Here is a 23107-nt window from a genome sequence, read left to right as displayed (position 1 = left end):
CCAGCGCCAAGAATGCCGACGCCCCATTCGCCTGCCGACCGGCGTCATGCCGGCAATATGGCGCTGTCGGCGCCGGCCTTCGCGCGCTGGCGGACTCATCTTCAGAACGGCCCGACCGTCGCGGCAAGCGCGCGCTGGCTCCCGGCGGGCTCGGCCAACCTTATCTAAAGAACAGCCAGGTCAGCACCGCGAACAGCGGCAGCAGCACGACGCACGAGTAGCCGAGGAAGCCGAAGAAGCTCGGCATCACGACGCCGCGCTGCTCGGCGATTGCCTTGACCATGAAGTTCGGCGCGTTGCCGATATAGGTCATCGCGCCCATGAACACCGCGCCCATCGAAATCGCCAACAGCGTCTGCGGCAGCTCTTTCATCAACAGCGTCGCGTCGCCGGCGGCGAGGTTGAAGAACACCAGGTAGGTCGGCGCGTTGTCGAGGAAGGCCGACAGCACGCCGGTCATCCAGAAGTACATCGCGTTGGCCGGCAGGCCGTCCTCGCCCGACACCATGCCGACCAGCGCGGCCAGCTGCCCGTCGCTGCCGGCGCGCAGGATCGCGATCGCCGGCGCGATGGTGATGAAGATGCCGGCGAACAGCTTGCCCACCTCCAGGATCGGCTCCCAGTTGAACTCGTTGCCGGCGCGCACGGGCTTCGGCGTCAGCGCGAGCGACGCGAACGCCAGCGCGACCAGGATCGCGTCGCGCACCAGGTTCTGCAGCTCGAGATGCGTGCCCATGATGTCGAAGCTGACGCCCGGCCTCCAGAAGCCCGACAAGAGCACGCCGCCGATCACGCCGGCGAGCAGCACGAAGTTGAAGGTGCCGTAGAACTTGAGCGGCGAATCGGGCGACGGATCGCGCGCTTCGACGCCCTCTTTCCTGAAGTAGTAGCCGTCGACGACGTAGAAGATCGCCAACAGCGCGAGCGACAGCAGCAGCACCGGCAGCGCCATGAACTTCATCGTCCAGAAGAAATCGACCCCCTTCAGAAAGCCGAGGAACAGCGGCGGGTCGCCGAGCGGCGTCAGGCCGCCGCCGACGTTGGCGACGAGGAAGATGAAGAACACCACGACGTGCACCCTGTGCTTGCGGTTGTCGTTGGCCTTTAGCAGCGGGCGGATCAACAGCATCGCCGCGCCGGTGGTGCCCATGATCGACGCGAGCACCGTGCCGATCGCGAGGATGCCGGTGTTGAGCCTCGGCGAGCCGTGCAGATTGCCCCACAGCAAGATCCCGCCCGACACGGTGTAGAGCGAGAACAAGAGCACGATGAACGGGATGTACTCGGTCAACAGCGCGTGAATCAAGAGCGCGAGGGTGGTGTGGCCGCCGAACGCCGCGGCGAACGGCACCAGGAACAGCACGGTCCACACCGCGGTGATCTTGCCGAAGTGGTGGTGCCAGAAACCGGGCGCGAAGATCGGGAACAGCGCGATAGACAGCAGGATGCCGGCGAAGGGGATCACCCAGGCGAGACTCAGCGTCGCGCCGTCGAGGTCGGCGGCCATCGCGGCGCCGGGCACGAGCAGGGCCAGCAAAGCGGTCAGGATAGAAGGCATTGAAACTCCAATTGGGAGAGACGCGCGATCTTAATAGTACAAATGCATCACGCTCTCCGGTTAGCGAAGGGGCCGCTCCCTCACGGGTAGCGGCCCTGACTCGTCACACTGCCACGCGGGCAGACGCCTCCGATGAAAGACGAAGGCGCGATAGCTGGCGCCGTTCAGCCGTGAGCGCCGCGGCGCGAGCCCTTCTGGATGAACTCGATCTTGTAGCCGTCGGGGTCTTCGACGAAGGCGATCACCGTCGTGCCGTGCTTCATCGGGCCGGCCTCGCGCGTCACCTTGCCGCCCTTGGCGCGCACCGCGTCACAGGCTTTGTACGCGTCGTCGACCTCGACGGCGATGTGGCCGTAGCCGGTGCCGAGGTCGTAGGACTCGGTGTCCCAGTTGTGCGTGAGTTCGAGCACGGCCTGGTCTTTTTCCGAGCCGTAGCCGACGAAGGCGAGCGTGAAACGGCCGGCCGGGTAGTCGCTCTTGCGCAGCAACTGCATGCCGAGCACCTCCTGGTAGAACGCCAGCGAACGCTCGAGGTTCCCGACTCGCAGCATGGTATGCAGTAAACGCATGATATCTCCTTGGAATGAGCCCTATCCGTAGCGGAACAGCCGCTCGCCGTGCGTTTTGAGCCAGCCGCGGCGCTCCGCCCAGTCGGGCAGATGGCTCGCCACGACAGACCAGAACGCGGCCGAGTGGTTCATATGCCTCAGGTGGGACAGTTCGTGGACGACCACATAGTCGATGATAGCCGGCGGCGCCTGCACCAGCCGCCAGTTGAGCCGCACCGTGCCGTCGGCGGTGCAGCTGCCCCAGCGCCGGCGCGCGCCGGACAATTGCAAACGGCTCGGCACCAGGCCGCTCGCGCGCGACCAGACCGTCACGCGCTCGGCCAACGTGGTCGCCGCCTCGCGTTTCAGCCAGCGCACCAGCAGCGCGCTGAACGCGTCGGGCTCGCGCTCGGGATGGGGTCCTGCGACGATCAGCTTCCCGCCGTCGCGCCGGCACGCGGCGCGGCCCGGCCCTTGCCATTCAGTCGCCAAGGGTTGGCCGAGCCATTCGGGCGCGGCAGGCAGCGCCGCCAGCTCCGCTCGCCGAGCCTCGAGCGCCAGCCAGTGGCGCAGCAACCAGTCGCGTCGCGCGTCGAGCACCTCGGCCAACCTGGCGAGCGGCACGCGCGGCGGCGCGACGATCTCGACGCGGCCGTCGCGGATCGTAAGGCCGATGCTCTTGCGCTCGCGCCGGATCAGCGCGACCGCGAGCTCGCCGCCGTCAGGCAGCGTGAGCGTGAGCGCGTCGCGTCTTGTCATCGGGGTGCGCGCACGGTCCGGCGCCGCCGATCTCGCGCTGGCGCGCCTCGATCCAGGCCTCGGCCTCGGCCATCATGTCGGCCGAGTCGCGGCCGTCCGGCAGGATGGGCTTGCCGATCACGACGGTGATCTCGCCCGGGTACTTGAGGAAGGAATTGCGTGGCCAGAATTCGCCCGAGTTCAGCGCGACCGGCACCATCGGCACCTTCAGGCTGGACGCCAGGCGCGACGCGCCGAACTTGTACTTGCCCTTCAGCCCCGGCTTGATGCGCGTGCCCTCGGGGAAGACGACGATCCAGAAGCCGACGTCGATCCGCGCGCGCCCCTGCGCCATCAGCTTGCGCTGCGCCTCGACCTTGTTGCCGCGGTCGATCGCGATCGGCGACATCGTCGCCAGCCCCCAGCCGAAGAACGGGATCCACAACAGCTCGCGCTTGAGTACCCACACCTGCGGCGGGAAGATCTGCTGCAACGCCATCGTCTCCCAGCCCGACTGGTGCTTCGACGCGATGACGGACGGCGTGTTCGGGATGTTGTCGCGGCCGATCACCTTGTACGACAGTCCGCAGGTGACCCTCAGCCACCACAGCATGCTGTGCGTCCAGCCGCTGACGATGCGGTGGCGGAAGCGGCGCGGCAGCGGCAGGATCAGCACGGCGAGGATGGCGAACGGCGGGGTCGAGACGGCCACGCCGAGCCAGTAGAACAGATTACGAATCCACAAGGTCATTAGATATGCAAACGCGTCCACAGGACGCCAAGTAAGGGTTACTGACTGCGGTCGATCAGGTAGCTCGCCGCGGCGTACAGGTCTTCGAACACCAGCGTGCCCTCGGGCAGGCCGCCTTTCTGCAGCGTCTTCACGCCCTTGCCGGTCTTGACCAGGATAGGCTGGCCGCCGACTTCGGCGATCGCCTCGAGGTCCCTGAGGCTGTCGCCGACCAAGGGCAGCGTTTCGGGTTTGACGCCGAAGCGCGCGGCGATCTGGCGCACCATGCCCGGCTTGGGCTTGCGGCAGTCGCACTCCTCGTCGGCCAGGTGCGGACAGAACAGCACCGCGTCGATGCGCCCGCCGGCCTGGCCGACCAGACGGTGCATCTTCGCGTGCATCGCGTTCAACGCTTCGATGTCGAACAGCCCGCGCGCGAGGCCGGACTGGTTGGTCGCGACGACGACCTTCCAGCCCGACTGCGTGAACAGCGCGATCGCGTCGAGGCTCTTGTCGATCGGCACCCATTCGGCCGCCGACTTCACGAAGTCGTCGCTGTCGCGGTTGATCACGCCGTCGCGATCGAGGATCACCATTTTCATGCGCTTGTGCCCTGTAGGAAATCTGGGTTGGCCGAGCCCTGTCGGGGCTCGGCCAACCCTGGCAGCTTCAGTCGGCCAGCAAGGAGATGTCGGCCACGCGGTTGAACAGGCCCGACAGACGCGAGAGCAGCGCGATGCGGTTGGCACGCACCGCCGCGTCGTCGGCCATCACCATCACCGAATCGAAGAAAGAGTCGACCGGGGCCTTCAGGCCGGCGAGCAGCGTCAGCGCGCCGGTGAAGTCGTGCGCGGCGAACTTGGCTTCCACTTGAGGCGCCAGCTGTTCGATCGCGTCCGACAGCGCGCGCTCGGCGTCTTCGGACAAAAGCGCGGCGTCAACCGCGCCGACTGCGCCTTCGGCCTTCTTCAGGATGTTCTTCACGCGCTTGTTGGCTGCGGCGAGCGCGGCCGCTTCCGGCAGGCGGCGGAATTCGGCGACTGCGGCGAGCACCGCGCGCACTTCGTCCAGACGCGCCGGCGACAGCGCGAGCACCGCGTCGACCTCGTCGCCGCGGTGCTCGGCGGCCAGCAGGTTCTTCAGCCGCTCGAGCATGAAGGCGTACACCTCGTCGGCGACGTTGGCCGAGAGCCTGTCGTCCGGGAACGATGCGGCGGCGGCCTCGAGCAGCGCCTTCGCGTCGAGCGGGGCGTCGAGCAGCATGCGCAAGACGCCGAGCGCGGCGCGGCGCAGCGCGAACGGGTCCTTGTCGCCGGTCGGGATCAGGCCGATGCCCCAGATGCCGACGATGGTCTCGAGCTTGTCGGCCAGCGCGACCGACTGCGCGATCGCGCCGTGCGGCAGTTCGTCACCGGCGAAGCGCGGACGGTAGTGGTCCTCGATCGCGTCGGCGACCTCGACCGGCTCGCCGTCGAGCCGCGCGTAGTAGCGGCCCATGATGCCCTGCAGCTCGGGGAACTCGCCGACCATGTCGGTCAGCAGGTCGGCCTTCGCGAGGTAGGCGGCACGGCCGGCGAGCGCACGGTCGGCGCCGAGCATGCTGGCGATCTCGCCCGCCAGCGTCTCGAGGCGCGCGACGCGCGCGAGCTGGCTGCCGATCTGGTTGTGGTAGACGACCTCGGCCAACTTCGGCACGCGCGCGTCGAGCTTGCGCTTCTGGTCCTGCTCGAAGAAGAACTTGGCGTCGGACAGGCGCGCGCGCAGCACGCGCTCGTTGCCGTGGATCACGTGGCTAGTGTCGGCCGCCTCGATGTTCGACACCAAGAGGAAGCGGTTCATCAGCTTGCCGTTGCCGTCCAAGAGCGGGAAGTATTTCTGGTTCTGCTGCATGGTCAGGATCAGGCATTCCTGCGGCACCTCGAGGAATTCTTCCTCGAAACCCGCCTCGAGCACCGCCGGCCATTCGACCAGCGCGCTCACCTCGGCGAACAGCGCGTCGTCGGCGGCGATGGTCGCGCCAAGCTTCTTCGCGTGGTCTTCGAGACGGGTGCGCACCAGCTTGCTGCGTGCGTCGAAGCTGGCGACGACCTTGCCCTCTTCGAACAGCGTGCGCGCGTAGCTGTCGGCGTCGGGAATCGACACGTCGCCGGCCGACAGGAAGCGGTGGCCGCCGGTGACGCGGCCGCTCGCAAAGCCGAGCACCTCGCCCGGCACCACGTCGGCGCCGTGCAGCATCGTCAGGCCGTGCACCGGGCGCACGAACTGGTAGTCCAGATCGGCCCAGCGCATCAGCTTGGGTGCCGGCAGTTTCTTCAGCGCCAGCGCGACGATGCCCGACAGCACAGCGGCGAGCGGCTCGCCGGCCCTGGTCGATTCGAAGGCGTACACGTCCTGCTTGCCGTCGTTGCTGACGGTCAACTGGCTGACGTCGACGCCGCAGGAGCGGGCAAAGCCTTCTAGGGCTTTCGTCGGCGCACCGTCCTTCATGCCGGCGGCCAGCGACGGGCCCTTGCGCACGATGTGCTGCTCGGGTTGCACCGCGAGCACGGCCGGCAGGCTGACCGCCAGACGGCGCGGGCTGGCGAAGATATGCGCCTCGGCGTCTTCTCCGACGAACTGCAGCTTCTTCAGTTCCTCGGCGATGGTGTCGGCGAAACTGGCCGCCAATTTGGGAAGCGCCTTGGGCGGCAGTTCCTCGGTAAACAGTTCGATCAGCAGGGTTGCGTTCATGGTTTCGGTGATTTCTTGTTCGGAGCGTTTCGGCCGAGCTCGCACACCCGCGTCAACATCGCGTCGGCGACCGAGCCCTCGTAGACGGGCTGCCAGCTGCGGTTGTAGCGCTGCAGCGGGAATAGCGTCGCGTAGAGCGAGCGCCCGGAGGCGCTGTGGTAGCTGGACGACACCAGCGCGTAGCGGCTCTTTTCGCAGTCGGCCCAGCCGACGCTGCGCCGGATGGCGTAGCGAACGTCGTAGCGTTTGTCGTACCGCTTCTCGGCAAAGCGCTCCTGGTTCACGAAATGGACCAGCCCGTTCTCGCGCCAGACCGCGTCGCGGTCGATGGCAAGCTCGAGCGCGTCGCCGCTTTCGTACACCTGCCAGTCGGCGGCGTGTGCGAGCGGAGCGGCGAGCAAGGCGATCAGTGCCGGCCAGCGCGTCATCAGTCGGCCTTGGCGAGCATCGGGAAGCCGAGCGCTTCGCGCGAGTCGTAGTAGGCCTGCGCCACGCCGCGCGCCAGGTTGCGGATGCGGCCGATGTAGGCGGCGCGTTCGGTGACCGAGATCGAACCGCGCGCGTCGAGCAGGTTGAAGGTGTGGCCGGCCTTGAGGATCATCTCGTAGCCCGGCAGCGGCAGGCCGGCGTCCAAAAGACGCTTGGCTTCCGCCTCGTAGTCGTTGAACTGGCGGAACAAGAGCTCGACGTTGCTGTGCTCGAAAGCGTACTTCGACTGCTCGACCTCGTTCTGGAAGAACACGTCGCCGTAGGTCACCGGCGTGCCGTCCGGCAAGCGGGTCCACACCAGTTCGTAGACATTTTCGATGTTCTGCAGGTACATCGCCAGCCGCTCGAGGCCGTAGGTGATCTCGCCGAGCACCGGCTTGCAGTCGAGGCCGCCGACCTGCTGGAAGTAGGTGAACTGCGTCACTTCCATGCCGTTCAGCCATACTTCCCAGCCGAGGCCCCAGGCGCCCAGCGTCGGGTTTTCCCAGTCGTCCTCGACGAAACGGATGTCGTGCACGGTCGGGTCGAGGCCCAGCTCTTTGAGCGAACCGAGGTAGAGGTCCTGGATGTCCGGCGGCGACGGCTTGAGCACCACCTGGAACTGGTGGTGCTGGAACAGCCGGTTCGGGTTCTCGCCGTAGCGGCCGTCTTTCGGCCTGCGCGACGGCTGCACATAGGCGGCGTTCCACGGCTCTGGGCCGAGCGCGCGCAGGAAGGTGGCGGTGTGCGAGGTGCCGGCACCGACTTCGGTATCGTAGGGCTGCAGCAAGGCGCAACCCTGGCGGTTCCAGTAGTGCTGCAGCGTGAGGATGATTTCCTGGAAAGTCAGCATAGGGCGATGGACGGTCGGAGAAATAAACGCCGATTGTACTGTTAAGCGCCAGAGCGGAAAAGCAAGCGCGCCCGAGCGCGCCACGCCGAGGAGAACGGAGCGTCTAGAGCAGGCCGTAGCGGCGCTTGAGTTCGCGCACGCGTTCGGCGTCGTCGACAAGAAAGCGGTCGAAGTCGGCGATGCGCTCGGGGTGGAGGCGGCTGGAGAGACGCAATTCGTGGCGGTCGGCCGGCAAGGTCGGGTCGGGCGCGAGCTGCTTGTCGAGCTTCAGGAAGGCAAGGCGCTGGCGCGCGACCTGCAGTTCGACGTAGACCGCGTCGAGCCGGCCGATCGCCAGTTGCTGGAACAGCGCGTCGAGGCTGGGGCTCTCTACGAGGGAAATCTCGCCGCGACGCAGCGCGCGCGCGATCGAACTCGGCATGAAGCCCTTGACGATGCCGACGGTGCGCAGCCGCGACAACGGTTGGCCGAGCCCGGCGCGCCGCACCACCAGCCCCTCGGTCAGCACGCCGACCGGCTGGCTGTAGCGCACCGTCTTGCCCGTCTTGTCGGCCTCGCTCCAGCGCGGGTTGTCGGGAAACTTGAAGTCGAGCCGGTCGCTGCCGAGAAACAGCCGGAACAGCTCGGCGACCGGCAGCGGCTCGTAGTGGAAGCGCTGGCCGCGCGCCGCGGCGTAAGCGTCCATCAGGTCGCGCGCGTAGCCCCAGTAGCGCTTGCCGTCGCTGGCGTAGAAAGGGTAGTAATCGAGCTTTTCCACGCCGACGCGCATCGGCGCCGACGGCGCGGCGTGCGCGGTCGACAGGGCGAAGAGTGCGGCAAGCACGCCGGCGAGAAAGCGTCGAAACATGGTTGGGGTCGTCGAGCGATGCCGCTCCCAGACAAGGACAGGAGGCGCCGATGTTAGCCATGACATTGGCCTAGCGCAAGCCCGGCATCGACAAGGTTGGCCGAGGCTCGGCCAACCTTGCTTTACCCACTTACACACGCCAGTCGAGCACCACCTTGCCCGAGCGGCCGGACAGCATCGCGTCGAACCCTTCCTGGTAGCGTTCGACCGGGAAGTGATGGGTGACTATCGGAGAAAGGTCGAGACCCGACTGCAACAGCGCGACCATCTTGTACCAGGTCTCGAACATCTCGCGCCCGTAGATGCCGCGGATCTCCAGCCCCTTGAAGATCACCTGGTTCCAGTCGATCGCCGTCTCGCTCGGCGGGATGCCCAACAGCGCGACCTTGCCGCCGTGGTTCATCACGTCGAGCATCTGGCGGAAGGCGACCGGGTGGCCCGACATCTCGAGGCCGACGTCGAAGCCCTCGTGCATGCCGAGTTCCGCCATCACCGCCTTCAGGTCCTCACTCGCGACGTTCACCGTGCGGCTCGCGCCCATCTTCCGCGCGAGCTCGAGCCGGAAGTCGTTGACGTCGGTGATGACGACGTGGCGCGCGCCGACGAAGCGCGCGACCGCGGCGGCCATGATGCCGATCGGCCCGGCGCCGGTGATCAGCACGTCCTCGCCGACCAGGTTGTACGCGAGCGCGGTGTGCACCGCGTTGCCGAACGGGTCGAAGATCGCCGCGAGGTCGTCGCTTATCTCGTCGGGGATGTGGAAGGCGTTGAACGCGGGAATGACCAGGTAATCGGCGAAGGCGCCGGGCCGGTTCACGCCGACGCCGACGGTGTTGCGGCACAGGTGGCGGCGCCCGGCGCGGCAGTTGCGGCAGTAGCCGCAGGTGATGTGGCCTTCGCCCGACACGCGGTCGCCGACCTTGAAGCCCTCGACCTCGGAGCCCATCGCCTCGATCACGCCGACGTACTCGTGGCCGACCTGCATCGGCACCGGGATGGTCTTCTGCGCCCATTCGTCCCAGTTCCAGATGTGGAGGTCGGTGCCGCAGATCGCGGTCTTGGTGATGCGGATCAGCACGTCGTTGTGGCCGACCTCGGGGCGGGCGAGCCGCGTCAGCGTCAACCCGGGTCCGGCCTGCAGTTTGGCGAGTGCGCGCATGGTGTCCCCTTGTTCAACGGTCGATACGGATCACGCCGAGGGCTCGGCCAACCTTGGCGAAGGCGGCGATCGCGGCGTCGATATCGGCCTCGCTGTGGCCGGCCGACATCTGCGTGCGGATGCGCGCCGCGCCGCGCGGCACCACCGGGTAGGAAAAGCCGGTCACGTACACGCCCTCTTCCAAGAGCTTGGCCGCCATCCCGGCCGCGAGCGCCGCGTCGCCGAGCATCACCGGGATGATCGGATGCCCGCCCGGCACCAGCGTGAAGCCGGCGGCGCTCATGCCGGCGCGGAAGCGCTCGGCGTTGGTCTTGAGCCGCGCGCGCAGCACGGCGCCCTCCTCGCTCACGATCTTCAGCACCTCGAGGCTGGCCGCGGCGATCGCCGGCGCGAGGCTGTTGGAAAACAGGTAGGGCCGCGAACGCTGGCGCAACAGCGCGATCATCGTCGCGTGCCCCGACACGTAGCCGCCCGACGCGCCGCCGAGCGCCTTGCCGAGCGTACCGGTGTAGAGGTCGACCCGGTCGGCGACGCCGCAGTGCTCGGGTGTACCCGCGCCGGTGTCGCCCATGAAGCCGACCGCGTGCGAGTCGTCGACCATCACCAGCGCGCCGTACTGGTCGGCCAGGTCGCAGATGCCCGCAAGGTCAGCGACGATGCCGTCCATCGAGAACACGCCGTCGGTGACGATCAGCTTGAAGCGCGCGCCATCCTCCTCGGCCGCCTTCAGCTGCGCCTCGAGGTCGACCATGTCGTTGTTGGCGTAGCGGTAGCGGCGCGCTTTCGACAGCCTGACGCCGTCGATGATCGACGCGTGGTTCAGCGCGTCCGAGATCACCGCGTCGTCGTCGGTCAACAGCGTCTCGAACACGCCGCCGTTGGCGTCGAAACAGCTCGAATACAGGATGGTGTCGTCGGTGCCGAGGAAGGCCGAGATCGCGCCTTCGAGCTCCTTGTGCACCGTCTGCGTGCCGCAGATGAAGCGTACCGACGCGCAGCCGTAGCCGTAGGCGTCGAGACCGGCCTTGGCGGCGGCGATCAGCCGCGCGTCGTCGGCGAGGCCCAGATAATTGTTGGCGCAGAAGTTCAGCAGCGTGCGGCCGTTGTCGGCCAGATGGATGTGCGCGCCCTGCGGGCTGGCGATCACGCGCTCGTGCTTCTCGAATCCGTCGTCGCGCAGATGGGCGAGCTCCGCTTCCAGGTGGGCCAGATAGGTGTGGTTCATGAATCTCCCCGATGCAGTGGATCGGCGCGCGGGTGGCGCGCGCAAAAACGGCCGCCTCCGGGATCTTCCGGATCGGCCGTTCGGCTTGATTCGATTGTAGACCTGTCGTCAGCCTTTCAGCGCGCGCGCCGCGTCGAGCGCGAAATAGGTCAGCACGCCGTCGGCGCCGGCGCGCTTGAACGCGGTAAGGCTCTCGAGCATGCACGCTTTCTCGTCGAGCCAGCCGTTCTCTCCGGCGGCCTTCAGCATCGCGTACTCGCCCGACACCTGGTAGGCGAAGGTCGGCACCTTGAATTCGTCCTTCACGCGGCGGATCACGTCCAAATACGGCATGCCCGGCTTCACCATCACCATGTCGGCGCCCTCGGCCAGGTCGTAGGCGATCTCCTGCAGCGCCTCGTCGCCGTTGGCCGGGTCCATCTGGTAGGTGAACTTGTCGGCCTTGCCGAGGTTGGCCGAGCTGCCTACCGCGTCGCGGAACGGGCCGTAGAACGCCGACGCGTACTTGGCCGAGTAGGCCATGATGCGCGTGTGAATAAAGCCGTCGGCCTCGAGCGACGCGCGGATCGCGCCGATGCGGCCGTCCATCATGTCGCTCGGCGCGACCACGTCGACGCCGGCCGCGGCGTGACAGAGCGCCTGGCGCTCGAGCACTTCGACGGTGACGTCGTTCAGCACATAGCCCGTGTCGTCGATCACGCCGTCCTGGCCGTGCACGGTGTACGGGTCGAGCGCGATGTCGGTCATCACGCCCAGCTCCGGAAAGCGCGCCTTCAGTTCGCGCACCACGCGCGGCACCAGGCCGTCCGGGTTGTACGCCTCGTCGGCATTGTTGCTCTTGCCCGATTCGATCACCGGGAACAGCGCCAGCATCGGGATGCCGAGTTCGAGCGCTTGTTCGGCGGTAAAGAGCAGCTTGTCGAGGCTCTGGCGCGTGACGCCCGGCATCGACGCCACCGCCTGCTCGCGGTTTTCGCCTTCGAGCACGAATACCGGGTAGATCAGGTCGTTGGCGGTCAGTACGTTCTCGCGCATCAGGCGGCGGGAAAAGTCGTCGCGGCGCATGCGGCGCGGGCGCGCGGCAGGAAAGGCACGGTTGGCAAAAATCATGTCGCTCTCGTCGGAAAAATGATCACGCTGGAAACCACCTGGCGAGGAACGCGGCTCAAGCGGCCGAGTTCCCGTCATCGTCATGACCGTCACCGCCGGTCTTCGGCTTGGCCGATCTGGGCTCGATCAAGGTGCGCGGTCTGCCCTGCTTTTCCAGCGCGGCGCGCGTGGCCTCGCGGCGCGCGTCGGCGTCGAAGCGACGGCCGGGGATGGCCGAGTCGGGCAGATCGGGCGGCGGCTCTTTGCGCGCCAGGCGCGCCAGCGTCCCGATCACGGTGACGATGGGGCCGACGATCAAGAGCAGCCACAACCAGTTGAAACCTTGCATGGTGAAACCTTCCGGGTCCGCCGTCATGACTCGCGCCTGACGACGGACGAAAAAAAAAACACGCCGAACGCTCGGCGTGTTGGAAGTTTACTCCTCGGGCCCTCGGCCCGCCACGTGGCAGGGCTAGCTGCCGCGGCTGTCGCGCACGGGTTGGCCGAGCGGCGCGGACGCCTCGCCCTTGCCTTCTTTGTCGCCCTTGCCGCCGACCCAGTAGTCGGCGCCCTTGATGCCGAGCTTGACCGGGTCGAACACCGGGTCGAGGCCGGCCTTCTTCTGCGCCTCGTAGTCGCGCAGCGCGGCGAATGCCGGCTTCTGCAGCAGCAGGATGGCGGTGATGTTCAGCCACGCCATCAGGCCGACGCCGATGTCGCCCAGGCCCCACGCCACTTCGGCGGTCTTCACCGCGCCGTAGATGGTCGACGAGACGATCGCCACCTTCAGCACGTGGGTCAGCCACGGGCGGTGCACCTTGCGGTTGATGTAGACGATATTGGTCTCAGCAATATAGTAGTACGCGACGATGGTCGTGAACGCGAAGAAGAACAGCGCCACCGCGACGAAGATCGAACCGAAGCCCGGCATGATCGACTCGAGCGCGTCCTGCGTATAGCCCGGACCGGCGGCCACGCCAGAGAGGCCGGTGAACATCGCCGAGCCGTCCGGGCCCTGCACGTTGTACTTGCCGGTGATCAGGAGCATGAAGGCGGTCGCCGAGCACACGAACAGCGTGTCGACGTAGACCGAGAAGCCCTGCACCAGGCCCTGCTTGGCAGGGTGGGTGACGGCGGCGGCGCTCGACGCGTGCGGGCCGGTGCCCTGGCCGGCTTCGTTCGAGTACACGCCGCGCTTCACGCCCCACTGGATCGCCAGACCCAGGATCGCGCCGAAACCGGCGTCCATGCCGAAGGCGCTTTTCAGGATCAGCGCCAGCACCGACGGCAGCTGGTCGATGTTCAACGCGACGATCGCGACGGCGACGAGGACGTAGCCGATCGCCATGAACGGCACCACCACCTCGGCGAACGACGCGATACGCTTCACGCCGCCGAAGATGATGAAGCCGAGGATCACGGCGAGGATGCCTGCGGTTACCTCGGGGGTGACGCCCATCGCGGTCTGCAAGCCGGCGGCGATGCTGTTGGCCTGCACGCCCGGCAGCAGCACGCCGCAGGCGAAGATGGTCGCGATCGCGAACACCAGCGCGTAGCGCTTCATGCCGAGGCCCTTCTCGATGTAGAAGGCCGGGCCGCCGCGGTATTCGCCGTTGATCTTTTCCTTGTAGATCTGGCCGAGCGTCGATTCGACGAAGGCCGAGCTCGCGCCGAGGAAGGCCATCATCCACATCCAGAACACCGCGCCCGGACCGCCGAAGGTGATCGCGGTCGCCACGCCGGCGATGTTGCCGGTGCCGACGCGGCCGGCCAGCGTCATCGCCAGCGCCTGGAACGACGACACGCCGCTGTCCGAGCTCTTGCCGTCGAACATCAGCCGCACCATTTCCTTCACGTGCCGCACCTGCAGGAAGCGCCCGCGCAGCGAGAAGTACAGCCCGACGCCCAGGCACAGGTAGATCAGCGCCGGGCTCCAGATATAGCCGTTAATCCAGTTCACCAACTCGTTCATTGTGTGAGTTCCTCTATTTCTGCTTCGACAGCAGTGCCGCCCGGTAGGGCGGCGCCACGCGTATCCGGCTCGGTCCGGATGATGCTCCGGCCGGCCTTTAGTTTTCATGCGTGCCGGGGTCCCCGACGATTCGATCGGGTCGGGCCTCCAATGCAGGGATGCAAAATATTGTATCCACCCGTCACGACCAACGAGGAATAACCCGCGCTTTTGCCCGGCGCGCGCATGTTGCAATGCAGCGATTTTTAGTCGTTCCGCGACCTTTTCCACCCCGAACGCCGGCGCCGCGGCAGCGCCGACCCCAGCCAGGCCGGGCCGCCGCGCCACGGCCCCGAGCAAGGCTTTGCGATCAAGCTCGAAACAGCACGTGCACAAAACCGCCGCGCCCGCCGCCGTTCACCGAGGACGCCCGCCGTGTCGGTGTTGCTCGCCCGCTACGGCTACCTCGCTGTCTTCGCCGCCGGCGTGCTCGAACTCGTCGGCGCGTCCATGGTCGAGCCCCGAACGTTGGCCGAGCTTTGCCGCACCGCCAAAGCAAAAACGGCAACCGTCTCCGGTTGCCGTTTCGGGTGGGGTCGCCCGCGCTCAGTCGAAGAACTCGCGCAACTTGTCCATGAACGACTTGGCGCGCGGGTTGTGGTTGACGGTGTCGCCTTCGGCGACCGCCTCGAACTCACGCAACAGCTCCTTCTGGCGCTCGGTCAGGTTGACCGGCGTCTCGACCACCACGTGGCACATCAGGTCGCCGTAGTCGGCACCGCGCACCGACTTCACGCCCTTGCCGCGCAAGCGCAGCACCTTGCCGGTCTGCGTCTCGGCCGGGATCTTCAGCCTTGCCATGCCTTCCAGCGTCGGGATGTCGACCTCGCCGCCGAGCGCCGCGGTCGCGAACGAGATCGGCATTTCGCAGTGCAGGTTCTGGCCATCGCGGCGGAACACCGGATGTGGCTTCAGGTGGATCTGCACGTAGAGGTCGCCGGCCGGGCCGCCGTTGGTGCCCGGTTCGCCCTGGCCCGCGTTGCGGATCTTCATGCCGTCGTCGATGCCGGCCGGGATCTTGACGTTGAGCTTGCGGTTCTTGCGCACGCGCCCGCCGCCGTGGCAGGCGCCGCACGGGTCGGTGATCTGCTTGCCGCTGCCGTGGCAGGTCGGGCAGGTCTGCTGGATCGAGAAGAAGCCCTGGCTCAGGCGCACCTGGCCGTGGCCGCCGCAGGTCGAGCAGGTCTTCGGCTGCGTGCCGGGTTTGGCGCCGCTGCCGTGGCAGGTGTCGCACTCTTCCATCACCTGGAATTCGAGCTGACGCTCGCAGCCACGGGCCGCGTCCTCGAGGCTGAGTTCGAGGTTGTACTGCAGGTCGGCGCCGCGGTAGACGTTGGACCGTCCACCGCCGCCGCCGCCGCCGGCACGGCCGCCGAAGATGTCGCCGAAGATGTCGGCGAACGCGTCGCCGAAGCCGCCGAAGCCGCCCGCGCCGCCGCCCATGCCGGCCTGCTGGTCGACGCCGGCGTGACCAAACTGGTCGTACGCGGCGCGTTTTTCCGGCTCGGACAGTATCTCGTACGCCTCCTTGACCTCTTTGAACTTCTCTTCGGCCTCGTGGCTGTCCGGATTGCGGTCCGGGTGGTACTTCATCGCCAGCTTGCGATAAGTCTTCTTGATCTCGTCTTCGCTGGCGTTCTTCGCCAGACCGAGCACTTCGTAGTAATCGCGCTTTGCCATGCTTGATTTGCCTGTTTATTGCCTGACGCCGCCGCTTGCGACCGACGTCGATCGCAAGGTTCCGCCATAAAAAACAGGGGCGCGCGCGTGGCGCGGCCCCCTGCGTATCGGCTCACGCCCGACGCTTACTTCACTTCCTTGAATTCGGCGTCGACCACGTTGTCGTCGTCCTGCTTGCCGGCCGATGCGCCCGCGCCCGGCTGGGTCTGCTGCGCGCCGGCGTCGGCGCCCTGCTCAGCGTACATCTGCTCGGCCAACTTGTGCGACGCGGTCATCAGCGCCTGCACCTTGGCGTCGATCGCTTCCTTGTCTTCGCCCTTGAGCGCCTCTTCGGCGTCGTGCAACGCGGCTTCGATCGCCGACTTCTCTTCGGCGGAGATCTTGTCGCCGTAGTCGGTCAGCGATTTCTTCACCGAGTGGATCAACGCCTCACCCTGGTTCTTCGCCTGCACCAGTTCGTGCAGCTTCTTGTCTTCCTCGGCGTTCGCCTCGGCGTCCTTCACCATGCGCTGGATCTCTTCCTCAGACAGACCCGAAGACGCCTGGATGGTGATCTTGTTCTCCTTGCCGGTCGCCTTGTCCTTGGCGTTCACGTGCAGGATGCCGTTAGCGTCGATGTCGAAGGTCACTTCGATCTGCGGCATGCCGCGCTGCGCCGGCGGAATGTCCGACAGGTTGAACTGGCCGAGCGACTTGTTGGCCGAAGCGCGCTCGCGCTCGCCCTGCAGCACGTGGATGGTCACCGCGTTCTGGTTGTCTTCGGCGGTCGAGAACACCTGGCTCGCCTTGGTCGGGATCGTGGTGTTCTTCTGGATCAGCTTGGTCATCACGCCACCGAGCGTCTCGATGCCGAGCGACAGCGGGGTCACGTCCAAGAGCAGCACGTCGGTACGGTCACCGGCGAGCACCGAGCCCTGGATCGCGGCGCCGACGGCGACGGCTTCGTCCGGGTTCACGTCACGACGCGGTTCCTGGCCGAAGAATTCCTTCACCTTCTCGAGCACCTTCGGCATGCGGGTCTGGCCGCCGACGAGGATCACGTCGTGGATGTCGGTCACTTTCAGGCCGGCGTCTTGCAGCGCGACGCGGCACGGCTCGATCGTACGCGCGATCAGGTCCTCGACCAGCGATTCGAACTTGGCGCGGGTGATCTTCATCGCCAGGTGTTTCGGGCCGGTCGCGTCCATCGTGATGTACGGCAGAGTCACCTCGGTCTGCGCGGCGCTCGACAGCTCGATCTTGGCCTTCTCGGCCGCTTCTTTCAGACGTTGCAGCGCCATCACGTCATTCTTCAGGTCGACGCCCTGTTCGCGCTTGAACTCAGTCACGATGTAGTCGATCACGCGCTGGTCGAAGTCTTCGCCGCCGAGGAAGGTGTCGCCGTTGGTCGCGAGCACTTCGAACTGCTTGTCGCCGTCGACATCGGCGATCTCGATGATCGAGATGTCGAAGGTACCGCCGCCCAGGTCATACACGGCGATCTTGGTATCGCCCTTCTCGTGCTTGTCCATGCCGAACGCGAGCGCCGCGGCGGTCGGTTCGTTGATGATGCGCTTCACTTCCAGGCCGGCGATGCGGCCGGCGTCCTTGGTCGCCTGACGCTGGCTGTCGTTGAAGTAGGCCGGCACGGTGATCACCGCCTCGGTCACTTCCTCGCCCAGGTAGTCCTCGGCGGCCTTCTTCATCTTGCGCAGGATCTCGGCGGAGATCTGCGGCGGCGCCATTTCCTGGTCGCGCACCTTCACCCACGCGTCGCCGTTGCCGGCCTTGGTGATCTGGAAGGGCATCAGCTCGATGTCCTTCTGGACCTCTTTGTCCTCGAAGCGGCGGCCGATCAGGCGCTTCACCGCGTAGAGGGTGTTCTTCGGGTTGGTGACCGCCTGGCGCTTGGCCGGCGCGCCGACCAGGATCTCGCCGTCTTCCATGTAGGCGATGATCGACGGCGTGGTGCGAGCGCCTTCGGCGTTCTCGATCACGCGCGCCTGGTCGCCTTCAACCACGGCCACGCAGGAGTTGGTCGTACCCAGGTCAATACCGATGATTTTGCCCATATTTCAATCCTTTTCGTGTTTCTTGCGGCTAGCCGGGAGCTTTTTCACGTCGGCTTGTCGCATCATGTGTTGCTAAGTCGTGGCGTCGTCCACGATTTCAAGAGGGCCTTTATTCCTGGCCCTTGGACACCACCACCATCGCCGGGCGCAGCACGCGGTCGGCGACCTGGTAACCCTTCTGCATCACGCGCACGACCGTGTTCGCTTCGGCGTCCGATGCCTCGGCGCTGATCGCCTGGTGCTTGTGCGGGTCGAGTTTCTCGCCGACCGGGTTCAGTTCGACGATCTGCGCCTTCTCGAACGCCGACGCGAGCTGCTTGAGCGTCAGATCGACGCCGAACTTCAAGGCGTCGAACTGGCCGCTCTGGTCCAGCAGCGCCATTTCAAGACTGTCCTTCACCGAAAAGAGCTCCTGCGCGAACTTGTTGATCGCGTACTTCTGCGCGTTCATCACCTCTTCGGCGCTACGGCGGCGCAGGTTGTCCATCTCGGCGCGCGTACGCAGGAACTGGTCCTTCAGTTCGGCCACTTCCGCTTCCAGTTGCGCCACCCGGTCGTCGCCTTCGGGCGCGTTGGTCGGCTCGGCCAACGTTTCGGCCTCGGCGGCTTTTTGCAATTCGTCGATCGGGTTCGTGTTCTCTTGCATCACACCATCCTCGGGTAAGGGGGTTCTTCAAAGTCTTTTCCTAAGTAGGGGCTTTGGCCGCCAGTTCAAGCCCCCGCGACGTTCGCCGCTCTTGTATAGGAGTTCGCTCATATTGCAACGCAATATTTGCATTTTCGAACCGTTTGCCCGGGTCGATTTTTTTCGCTTAAAAACAGGAATGTTTGCATATGAAAATGCGTTACTTTTTTTGTGCTGCAGCGCACACATCGCGATTTTTTTGTGATTTAATCTTTTCACACCACCGCAGCACAGGGCGAGGCTGAAAGCCTTATCCGGCCTGGGTTTCGCCCCTCTTGCGGTCGACGTAAACACTCCTTCGTCGTCCCTCGCCGGACCGCTGACCCAGCGGTCCTCCCACAGGCTGAGGCGTGCCGCCCGCCGGCACATCTTGAATCAACACGAGATTTAGGGGATTACACTATGAACCGCGAACAACGCATCGCTGCCATCCAAAAAGACTGGGACGAAAACCCGCGCTGGAAAGGCATCACCCGCAACTACACCGCAGCGGACGTCGACCGTCTGCGCGGCTCGCTGCAAGTCGAACAGACCCTCGCCCGCCACGGCGCCGAAAAACTGTGGGACAGCATCAGCAACGAGTCCTTCATCAACGCGCTCGGCGCGCTGACCGGCTGCCAGGCGATGCAGCAGGCCAAGGCCGGCCTGAAGGCCGTCTATCTGTCCGGCTGGCAGGTCGCCGCCGATGCTAACCTCGGCGCCGAGATGTACCCGGACCAGTCGCTCTACCCGGCCAACTCGGTGCCGTCCGTGGTGCGCCGCATCAATAACACCTTCCAGCGCGCCGATCAGATCCAGCATTCCGAGGGTCTGGAAGCCGGCGACGAAGGCTATGTCGACTACTTCCTGCCGATCGTCGCCGACGCCGAAGCGGGCTTCGGCGGCGTGCTCAACGCCTTCGAACTGATGAAGGGCATGATCGAGGCGGGCGCCGCCGGCGTGCACTTCGAAGACCAGCTCGCGTCGGTGAAGAAATGCGGCCACATGGGCGGCAAGGTACTGGTGCCGACGCGCGAGGCGGTCGAGAAGCTGACCGCTGCGCGCCTGGCCGCCGACGTGCTCGGCGTACCGACCGTGCTGATCGCGCGCACCGACGCCGAAGCGGCCGATTTGCTGACCTCCGACGTCGACGAGAACGACCGCCCGTTCTGCACCGGGGAACGCACCGTTGAAGGCTTTTACCGCGTGAAGCCGGGTCTCGAACAGGCGATCTCGCGCGGCCTCGCCTACGCCCCGGTCGCCGACCTGATCTGGTGCGAAACCGGCAAGCCGGACCTCGAATACGCGCGCCAGTTCGCCGAGGCGATCCACGCCCAGTTCCCGGGCAAGATGCTGGCTTACAACTGCTCGCCGTCGTTCAACTGGAAGAAGAACCTAGACGACGCGACGATCGCGCGTTTCCAGCGCGAGCTCGGCGCGATGGGCTACAAATTCCAGTTCATCACGCTGGCCGGTTTCCACAGCCTCAACTACTCGATGTTTGACTTGGCTTATGGCTACGCTCGTGAGAACATGTCCGCTTTTGTGGAACTGCAGCAAAAAGAGTTTGCCGCCGCCGAACGCGGCTTCACCGCGGTGAAGCATCAGCGCGAAGTGGGCACCGGCTACTTCGACTCGGTCACGCAGACCATCCAGGGCGGTCAAAGCTCGACCACCGCGCTGAAGGGCTCTACCGAAGAGGCCCAGTTCCACTGACAAAACAATAACGATTGTCCTAGCGTGGGAAATGCGCCGCGCGCAGGTGTCTAACGACGCCTGGCGCGGCTTTCGCATTCGGCCAACCCCAGGAAAGAGGCGGATTACCGCCCGAAGAAATCATCAGGAACTAACGCATGACTCATCCTACCTACTCTGCCGGCATTGAGCTCCTAGGCAACGTCACGTCCGAATTTGCCGAAATCCTGACGCCCGAGGCGCTGGATTTTGTCGCCAAGATCCACCGCAAATTCGAGCCGCGCCGCCGCGAACTGATGGCCGCCCGCGTCGAGCGCCAGAAGCGCCTCGACGCCGGCGAACTGCCCGATTTCCTGCCCGAAACCCGCGCTATCCGCGAAGGCGACTGGACGATCGCGCCGCTGCCCAAGGATCTGCTCGACCGCCGCGTCGAGATCACCGGCCCGGTGGAGCGCAAGATGATGATCAACGCGCTGAACTCCGGTGCCAAGATCTTCATGACCGACTTCGAAGACGCGAACTGCCCGAGCTGGGAAAACCAGATCAACGGCCAGATCAACGTCCGCGACGCCTACCGCAGGACCATCAGCTTCACCTCGCCGCAAGGCAAGGAATACAAGCTCAACGACACCATCGCGACCCTGCTCGTGCGCCCGCGCGGCTGGCACCTGATGGAAAAGCACGTGAAGATCGACGGCGAGATCGCCTCGGGCGCGATGTTCGACTTCGCGCTGTCGTTCTTCCACAACATCCAGTACCTGGTCGACAAGGGTTCGGCGACCTACTACTACCTGCCGAAGATGGAATCGCATCTCGAAGCCCGCCTGTGGAACGAGATCTTCTGCTTCGCCCAGGACGAGCTCGGCGTCGCGCACGGCACCATCAAGGGCACCGTGCTGATCGAGACCATCGTCGCCACCTTCGAGATGGACGAGATCCTGTATGAGCTGCGTGAGCACTCCGCCGGCCTGAACGCCGGCCGCTGGGACTACATCTTCAGCTGCATCAAGAAGTTCAAGAAGAACAAGGACTTCTGCCTGGCCGACCGTTCGCAGATCAACATGACCGTGCCGTTCATGCGTTCGTACGCGCTCTTGCTGATCAAGACCTGCCACAAGCGCAAGGCCTCCGCGATGGGCGGCATGTCGGCGCTGATCCCGATCAAGAACGATCCGGAAGCCAACGAAAAAGCGCTGGCCGGCGTGCGCGCCGACAAGGATCGCGACGCGGCCGACGGTTACGACGGCGGCTGGGTCGCTCACCCGGGCCTGGTGCCGGTGGCGATGGCCGCCTGGGACGCGGTGCTCGGCGACAAGCCGAACCAGATCGACAAGCAGCGCGACGACGTGAACGTGGTCGCCGCCGACCTGTTGAACTTCCAGCCGGAAACCCCGATCACCGAGGCCGGCCTGCGCATGAACATCAACGTCGGCATCCAGTACCTCGGCGCGTGGATCTCCGGCTCCGGCGCGGTGCCGATCCACAACCTGATGGAAGACGCCGCCACCGCCGAGATCTCGCGCGCGCAGATCTGGCAGTGGATCCGCAGCCCGAAAGGCGTGCTGGAAGACGGCCGCAAGGTGACGCACGAACTGGTCTCCGAACTGCAGGCCGATGAAGTGGCCAAGCTAAAGGCCGAATACGGCGCCAAGTGGACCCGTCAGTACGAAGACGCGGCCCGCATGTTCGCCGAGCTGACGGTGGCCGACGAGTTCGTCGAATTCCTGACGCTGCCGGGTTACGACTACCTGCAGTAATAAAGTTATAACCGTGCCTCATTTAGGCACGACGTATCAAGGCGGCCAAGCGTTTTGGCCGCCTTTTTTCTTTTTCGCGCGCGTCAAGAAACAATCGTTTAAATTTTCATTATTTTTGGAATTATCCACCCAGAGCGAGGGAAAACACTTCACGATTTTGCAATAAAATTGCGGCTCGCTTGGCGAAAGATGTCAAAAGCAAGGTCCGCGCAAAAAATCAACCAACGCGGGCCTGAAGCCGAAGCGAGTCAAGACTCATACAAAGGAGTTGTACATGCACAGTTTTTCGCGTCGCCTGATCCTGTCGTCCACGCTGGCCGCACTCGCCGGCCTCTCCCTCTGTGGCGGTGCCTACGCCGCCGAAATGAAGTCGGTGGCGGTCACCGCCATCGTCGAACACCCGGCGCTAGACGCCGCGCGCAAGGGGGTCGAGGACGAACTCAAGGCCGCGGGCTTCGAGCCGGGCAAGTCGCTCAAGTACCAGTTCCAGAGCGCGCAGGGCAACGCCGCCACCGCCGGCCAGATCGCGCGCAAGTTCATCGGCGACAAGCCGGACGTGATCGTCGCGATCGCGACGCCGAGCGCACAGGCGCTGGTCGCCGCCACCCGCTCGATCCCGGTGGTGTTCACCGCCGTGACCGACCCGGTCGCCGCCAAGCTGGTGAAGGACTGGAAGCCGTCGGGCAGCAACGTGACCGGCGTGTCCGACATGCTGCCGCTGGGGCCGCAGGTCGACCTGATCAAGAAGGTGAAGCCGGACGCCCGCCGCGTCGGCATGGTGTACAGCCCGGGCGAAGTGAACTCGGTCATCGTCGTCAAGCAGCTGAAGGCTGAACTGGCCAAGCGCGGCATGAGCCTCGTCGAAGCGGCCGCACCGCGCACCGTCGACATCCCGTCGGCCGCCAAGAGCCTGATCGGCAAGGCCGACGTCGTGTACACCAGCACCGACAACAACGTCGTGTCGGCGTACGAGTCGCTGCTGCGCGTCGCCGAATCGGCCAAGCTGCCGCTCATCGCCGCCGACACCGACAGCGTCAAGCGCGGCGCGGTCGCCGCCTACGGCATGAACTACTACGAGATGGGCCGCCAGACCGGCAAGATCGTGGTGCGCATCCTCAAGGGTGAAAAGCCGGGCGCGATCGCTCCCGAGACCGGCAAGTCGCTCAGCCTGATGGTCAACACCGGCGCCGCCGAGAAGCAGGGCGTGAAACTGTCGCCGGCGCTCGTCAAAGAAGCCAAAGAAGTCGTGAAGTAAGCATTTGACGTCCCGCCCGGCCCCACGAGGGCCCGGGCGGTTTCTGTAT

The 23107-nt window shown here is 65.6% G+C and carries 20 protein-coding genes; 3 read left to right on the top strand and 17 right to left on the bottom strand.

Features of this window, described 5'->3' with window-relative positions; translation table 11 throughout:
- Positions 1–160 precede the first annotated feature (160 nt).
- The 17 genes from DWG20_RS09065 to grpE form a co-directional block, all read right to left on the bottom strand.
- Complete coding sequence (locus DWG20_RS09065; RefSeq protein WP_115433511.1) at positions 161–1558, bottom strand: sodium:proton antiporter; 1398 nt, start codon at positions 1556–1558, stop codon at positions 161–163.
- Positions 1559–1722: 164 nt separating this feature from the next.
- Positions 1723–2127, bottom strand: a complete 405-nt coding sequence (gene gloA, locus DWG20_RS09060) for a lactoylglutathione lyase (RefSeq protein WP_115433510.1) — start codon at positions 2125–2127, stop codon at positions 1723–1725.
- A gap of 21 nt (positions 2128–2148) precedes the next feature.
- Positions 2149–2865 (bottom strand): M48 family metallopeptidase, encoded by a 717-nt coding sequence (locus DWG20_RS09055; protein WP_115433509.1) that lies wholly within the window; start codon positions 2863–2865, stop codon positions 2149–2151.
- Positions 2828–3595, bottom strand: coding sequence for a lysophospholipid acyltransferase family protein (locus DWG20_RS09050; RefSeq protein ID WP_115433508.1), 768 nt, complete (start codon positions 3593–3595; stop codon positions 2828–2830). Before DWG20_RS09050 ends, DWG20_RS09055 begins: the two co-directional genes overlap by 38 nt.
- 38 nt (positions 3596–3633) lie before the next feature.
- Complete coding sequence (gmhB, locus tag DWG20_RS09045) at positions 3634–4176, bottom strand: D-glycero-beta-D-manno-heptose 1,7-bisphosphate 7-phosphatase (RefSeq protein WP_115433507.1); 543 nt, start codon at positions 4174–4176, stop codon at positions 3634–3636.
- Positions 4177–4243: 67 nt separating this feature from the next.
- On the bottom strand, positions 4244–6304 hold the full coding sequence (gene glyS / locus DWG20_RS09040; RefSeq protein WP_115433506.1) for a glycine--tRNA ligase subunit beta: 2061 nt from the start codon (positions 6302–6304) through the stop codon (positions 4244–4246).
- A complete protein-coding gene (locus DWG20_RS09035; protein WP_115433505.1) occupies positions 6301–6732 on the bottom strand; it encodes a surface-adhesin E family protein in 432 nt (143 codons plus the stop codon). Before DWG20_RS09035 ends, glyS begins: the two co-directional genes overlap by 4 nt.
- A complete protein-coding gene (gene glyQ / locus DWG20_RS09030; RefSeq protein ID WP_181880883.1) occupies positions 6732–7625 on the bottom strand; it encodes a glycine--tRNA ligase subunit alpha in 894 nt (297 codons plus the stop codon). The genes DWG20_RS09035 and glyQ overlap by 1 nt, the downstream gene beginning before the upstream one ends.
- A gap of 103 nt (positions 7626–7728) precedes the next feature.
- A complete protein-coding gene (locus DWG20_RS09025) occupies positions 7729–8472 on the bottom strand; it encodes a substrate-binding periplasmic protein (protein WP_181880882.1) in 744 nt (247 codons plus the stop codon).
- 130 nt (positions 8473–8602) lie between these two features.
- Entirely contained in the window at positions 8603–9631 is a 1029-nt protein-coding gene (gene tdh / locus DWG20_RS09020; protein ID WP_115433503.1) for an L-threonine 3-dehydrogenase, read from the bottom strand.
- Between the two features lie 13 nt (positions 9632–9644).
- Positions 9645–10856, bottom strand: a complete 1212-nt coding sequence (locus tag DWG20_RS09015; RefSeq protein ID WP_115433502.1) for a glycine C-acetyltransferase — start codon at positions 10854–10856, stop codon at positions 9645–9647.
- Positions 10857–10964: 108 nt separating this feature from the next.
- On the bottom strand, positions 10965–11966 hold the full coding sequence (gene hemB / locus DWG20_RS09010) for a porphobilinogen synthase (RefSeq protein ID WP_115433501.1): 1002 nt from the start codon (positions 11964–11966) through the stop codon (positions 10965–10967).
- 55 nt (positions 11967–12021) lie between these two features.
- Positions 12022–12321 (bottom strand): hypothetical protein, encoded by a 300-nt coding sequence (locus DWG20_RS09005; RefSeq protein ID WP_115433500.1) that lies wholly within the window; start codon positions 12319–12321, stop codon positions 12022–12024.
- Positions 12322–12417: 96 nt separating this feature from the next.
- On the bottom strand, positions 12418–13917 hold the full coding sequence (locus DWG20_RS09000; RefSeq protein WP_115433499.1) for an alanine/glycine:cation symporter family protein: 1500 nt from the start codon (positions 13915–13917) through the stop codon (positions 12418–12420).
- 585 nt (positions 13918–14502) lie between these two features.
- A complete protein-coding gene (dnaJ, locus tag DWG20_RS08995) occupies positions 14503–15636 on the bottom strand; it encodes a molecular chaperone DnaJ (RefSeq protein WP_115433498.1) in 1134 nt (377 codons plus the stop codon).
- A 125-nt stretch (positions 15637–15761) separates the two neighbouring features.
- Entirely contained in the window at positions 15762–17687 is a 1926-nt protein-coding gene (gene dnaK, locus DWG20_RS08990; RefSeq protein ID WP_115433497.1) for a molecular chaperone DnaK, read from the bottom strand.
- 109 nt (positions 17688–17796) lie between these two features.
- A complete protein-coding gene (gene grpE / locus DWG20_RS08985; RefSeq protein ID WP_115433496.1) occupies positions 17797–18333 on the bottom strand; it encodes a nucleotide exchange factor GrpE in 537 nt (178 codons plus the stop codon).
- Between the two features lie 441 nt (positions 18334–18774).
- Between grpE and aceA the strand changes: the two genes are divergently transcribed.
- The 3 genes from aceA (at position 18775) to DWG20_RS08970 (ending at position 23058) form a co-directional block, all read left to right on the top strand.
- Complete coding sequence (gene aceA, locus DWG20_RS08980) at positions 18775–20067, top strand: isocitrate lyase (protein ID WP_115433495.1); 1293 nt, start codon at positions 18775–18777, stop codon at positions 20065–20067.
- A 137-nt stretch (positions 20068–20204) separates the two neighbouring features.
- Entirely contained in the window at positions 20205–21803 is a 1599-nt protein-coding gene (gene aceB, locus DWG20_RS08975; RefSeq protein ID WP_115433494.1) for a malate synthase A, read from the top strand.
- A gap of 274 nt (positions 21804–22077) precedes the next feature.
- The gene (locus tag DWG20_RS08970; RefSeq protein WP_115433493.1) at positions 22078–23058 is read left to right on the top strand and encodes an ABC transporter substrate-binding protein; all 981 of its coding nucleotides are present in this window, start codon (positions 22078–22080) and stop codon (positions 23056–23058) included.
- Positions 23059–23107 lie beyond the last annotated feature (49 nt).

This window comes from Crenobacter cavernae (assembly GCF_003355495.1).
Taxonomy (GTDB): Bacteria; Pseudomonadota; Gammaproteobacteria; order Burkholderiales; family Chromobacteriaceae; genus Crenobacter; species Crenobacter cavernae.
The sequence above is the reverse complement of the archived record's forward strand: the minus strand, read 5'-3'. Positions and strand labels throughout refer to the sequence as shown.

Coding starts and splice junctions, on each gene's coding strand:
- DWG20_RS09065 (WP_115433511.1), bottom strand. CDS start 1,558: ATGCCTTCTATCCTGACCGCTTTGCTGGCCCTGCTCGTGCCCGGCGCC.
- gloA (WP_115433510.1), bottom strand. CDS start 2,127: ATGCGTTTACTGCATACCATGCTGCGAGTCGGGAACCTCGAGCGTTCG.
- DWG20_RS09055 (WP_115433509.1), bottom strand. CDS start 2,865: ATGACAAGACGCGACGCGCTCACGCTCACGCTGCCTGACGGCGGCGAG.
- DWG20_RS09050 (WP_115433508.1), bottom strand. CDS start 3,595: ATGACCTTGTGGATTCGTAATCTGTTCTACTGGCTCGGCGTGGCCGTC.
- gmhB (WP_115433507.1), bottom strand. CDS start 4,176: ATGAAAATGGTGATCCTCGATCGCGACGGCGTGATCAACCGCGACAGC.
- glyS (WP_115433506.1), bottom strand. CDS start 6,304: ATGAACGCAACCCTGCTGATCGAACTGTTTACCGAGGAACTGCCGCCC.
- DWG20_RS09035 (WP_115433505.1), bottom strand. CDS start 6,732: ATGACGCGCTGGCCGGCACTGATCGCCTTGCTCGCCGCTCCGCTCGCA.
- glyQ (WP_181880883.1), bottom strand. CDS start 7,625: ATGCTGACTTTCCAGGAAATCATCCTCACGCTGCAGCACTACTGGAAC.
- DWG20_RS09025 (WP_181880882.1), bottom strand. CDS start 8,472: ATGTTTCGACGCTTTCTCGCCGGCGTGCTTGCCGCACTCTTCGCCCTG.
- tdh (WP_115433503.1), bottom strand. CDS start 9,631: ATGCGCGCACTCGCCAAACTGCAGGCCGGACCCGGGTTGACGCTGACG.
- DWG20_RS09015 (WP_115433502.1), bottom strand. CDS start 10,856: ATGAACCACACCTATCTGGCCCACCTGGAAGCGGAGCTCGCCCATCTG.
- hemB (WP_115433501.1), bottom strand. CDS start 11,966: ATGATTTTTGCCAACCGTGCCTTTCCTGCCGCGCGCCCGCGCCGCATG.
- DWG20_RS09005 (WP_115433500.1), bottom strand. CDS start 12,321: ATGACGGCGGACCCGGAAGGTTTCACCATGCAAGGTTTCAACTGGTTG.
- DWG20_RS09000 (WP_115433499.1), bottom strand. CDS start 13,917: ATGAACGAGTTGGTGAACTGGATTAACGGCTATATCTGGAGCCCGGCG.
- dnaJ (WP_115433498.1), bottom strand. CDS start 15,636: ATGGCAAAGCGCGATTACTACGAAGTGCTCGGTCTGGCGAAGAACGCC.
- dnaK (WP_115433497.1), bottom strand. CDS start 17,687: ATGGGCAAAATCATCGGTATTGACCTGGGTACGACCAACTCCTGCGTG.
- grpE (WP_115433496.1), bottom strand. CDS start 18,333: ATGCAAGAGAACACGAACCCGATCGACGAATTGCAAAAAGCCGCCGAG.
- aceA (WP_115433495.1), top strand. CDS start 18,775: ATGAACCGCGAACAACGCATCGCTGCCATCCAAAAAGACTGGGACGAA.
- aceB (WP_115433494.1), top strand. CDS start 20,205: ATGACTCATCCTACCTACTCTGCCGGCATTGAGCTCCTAGGCAACGTC.
- DWG20_RS08970 (WP_115433493.1), top strand. CDS start 22,078: ATGCACAGTTTTTCGCGTCGCCTGATCCTGTCGTCCACGCTGGCCGCA.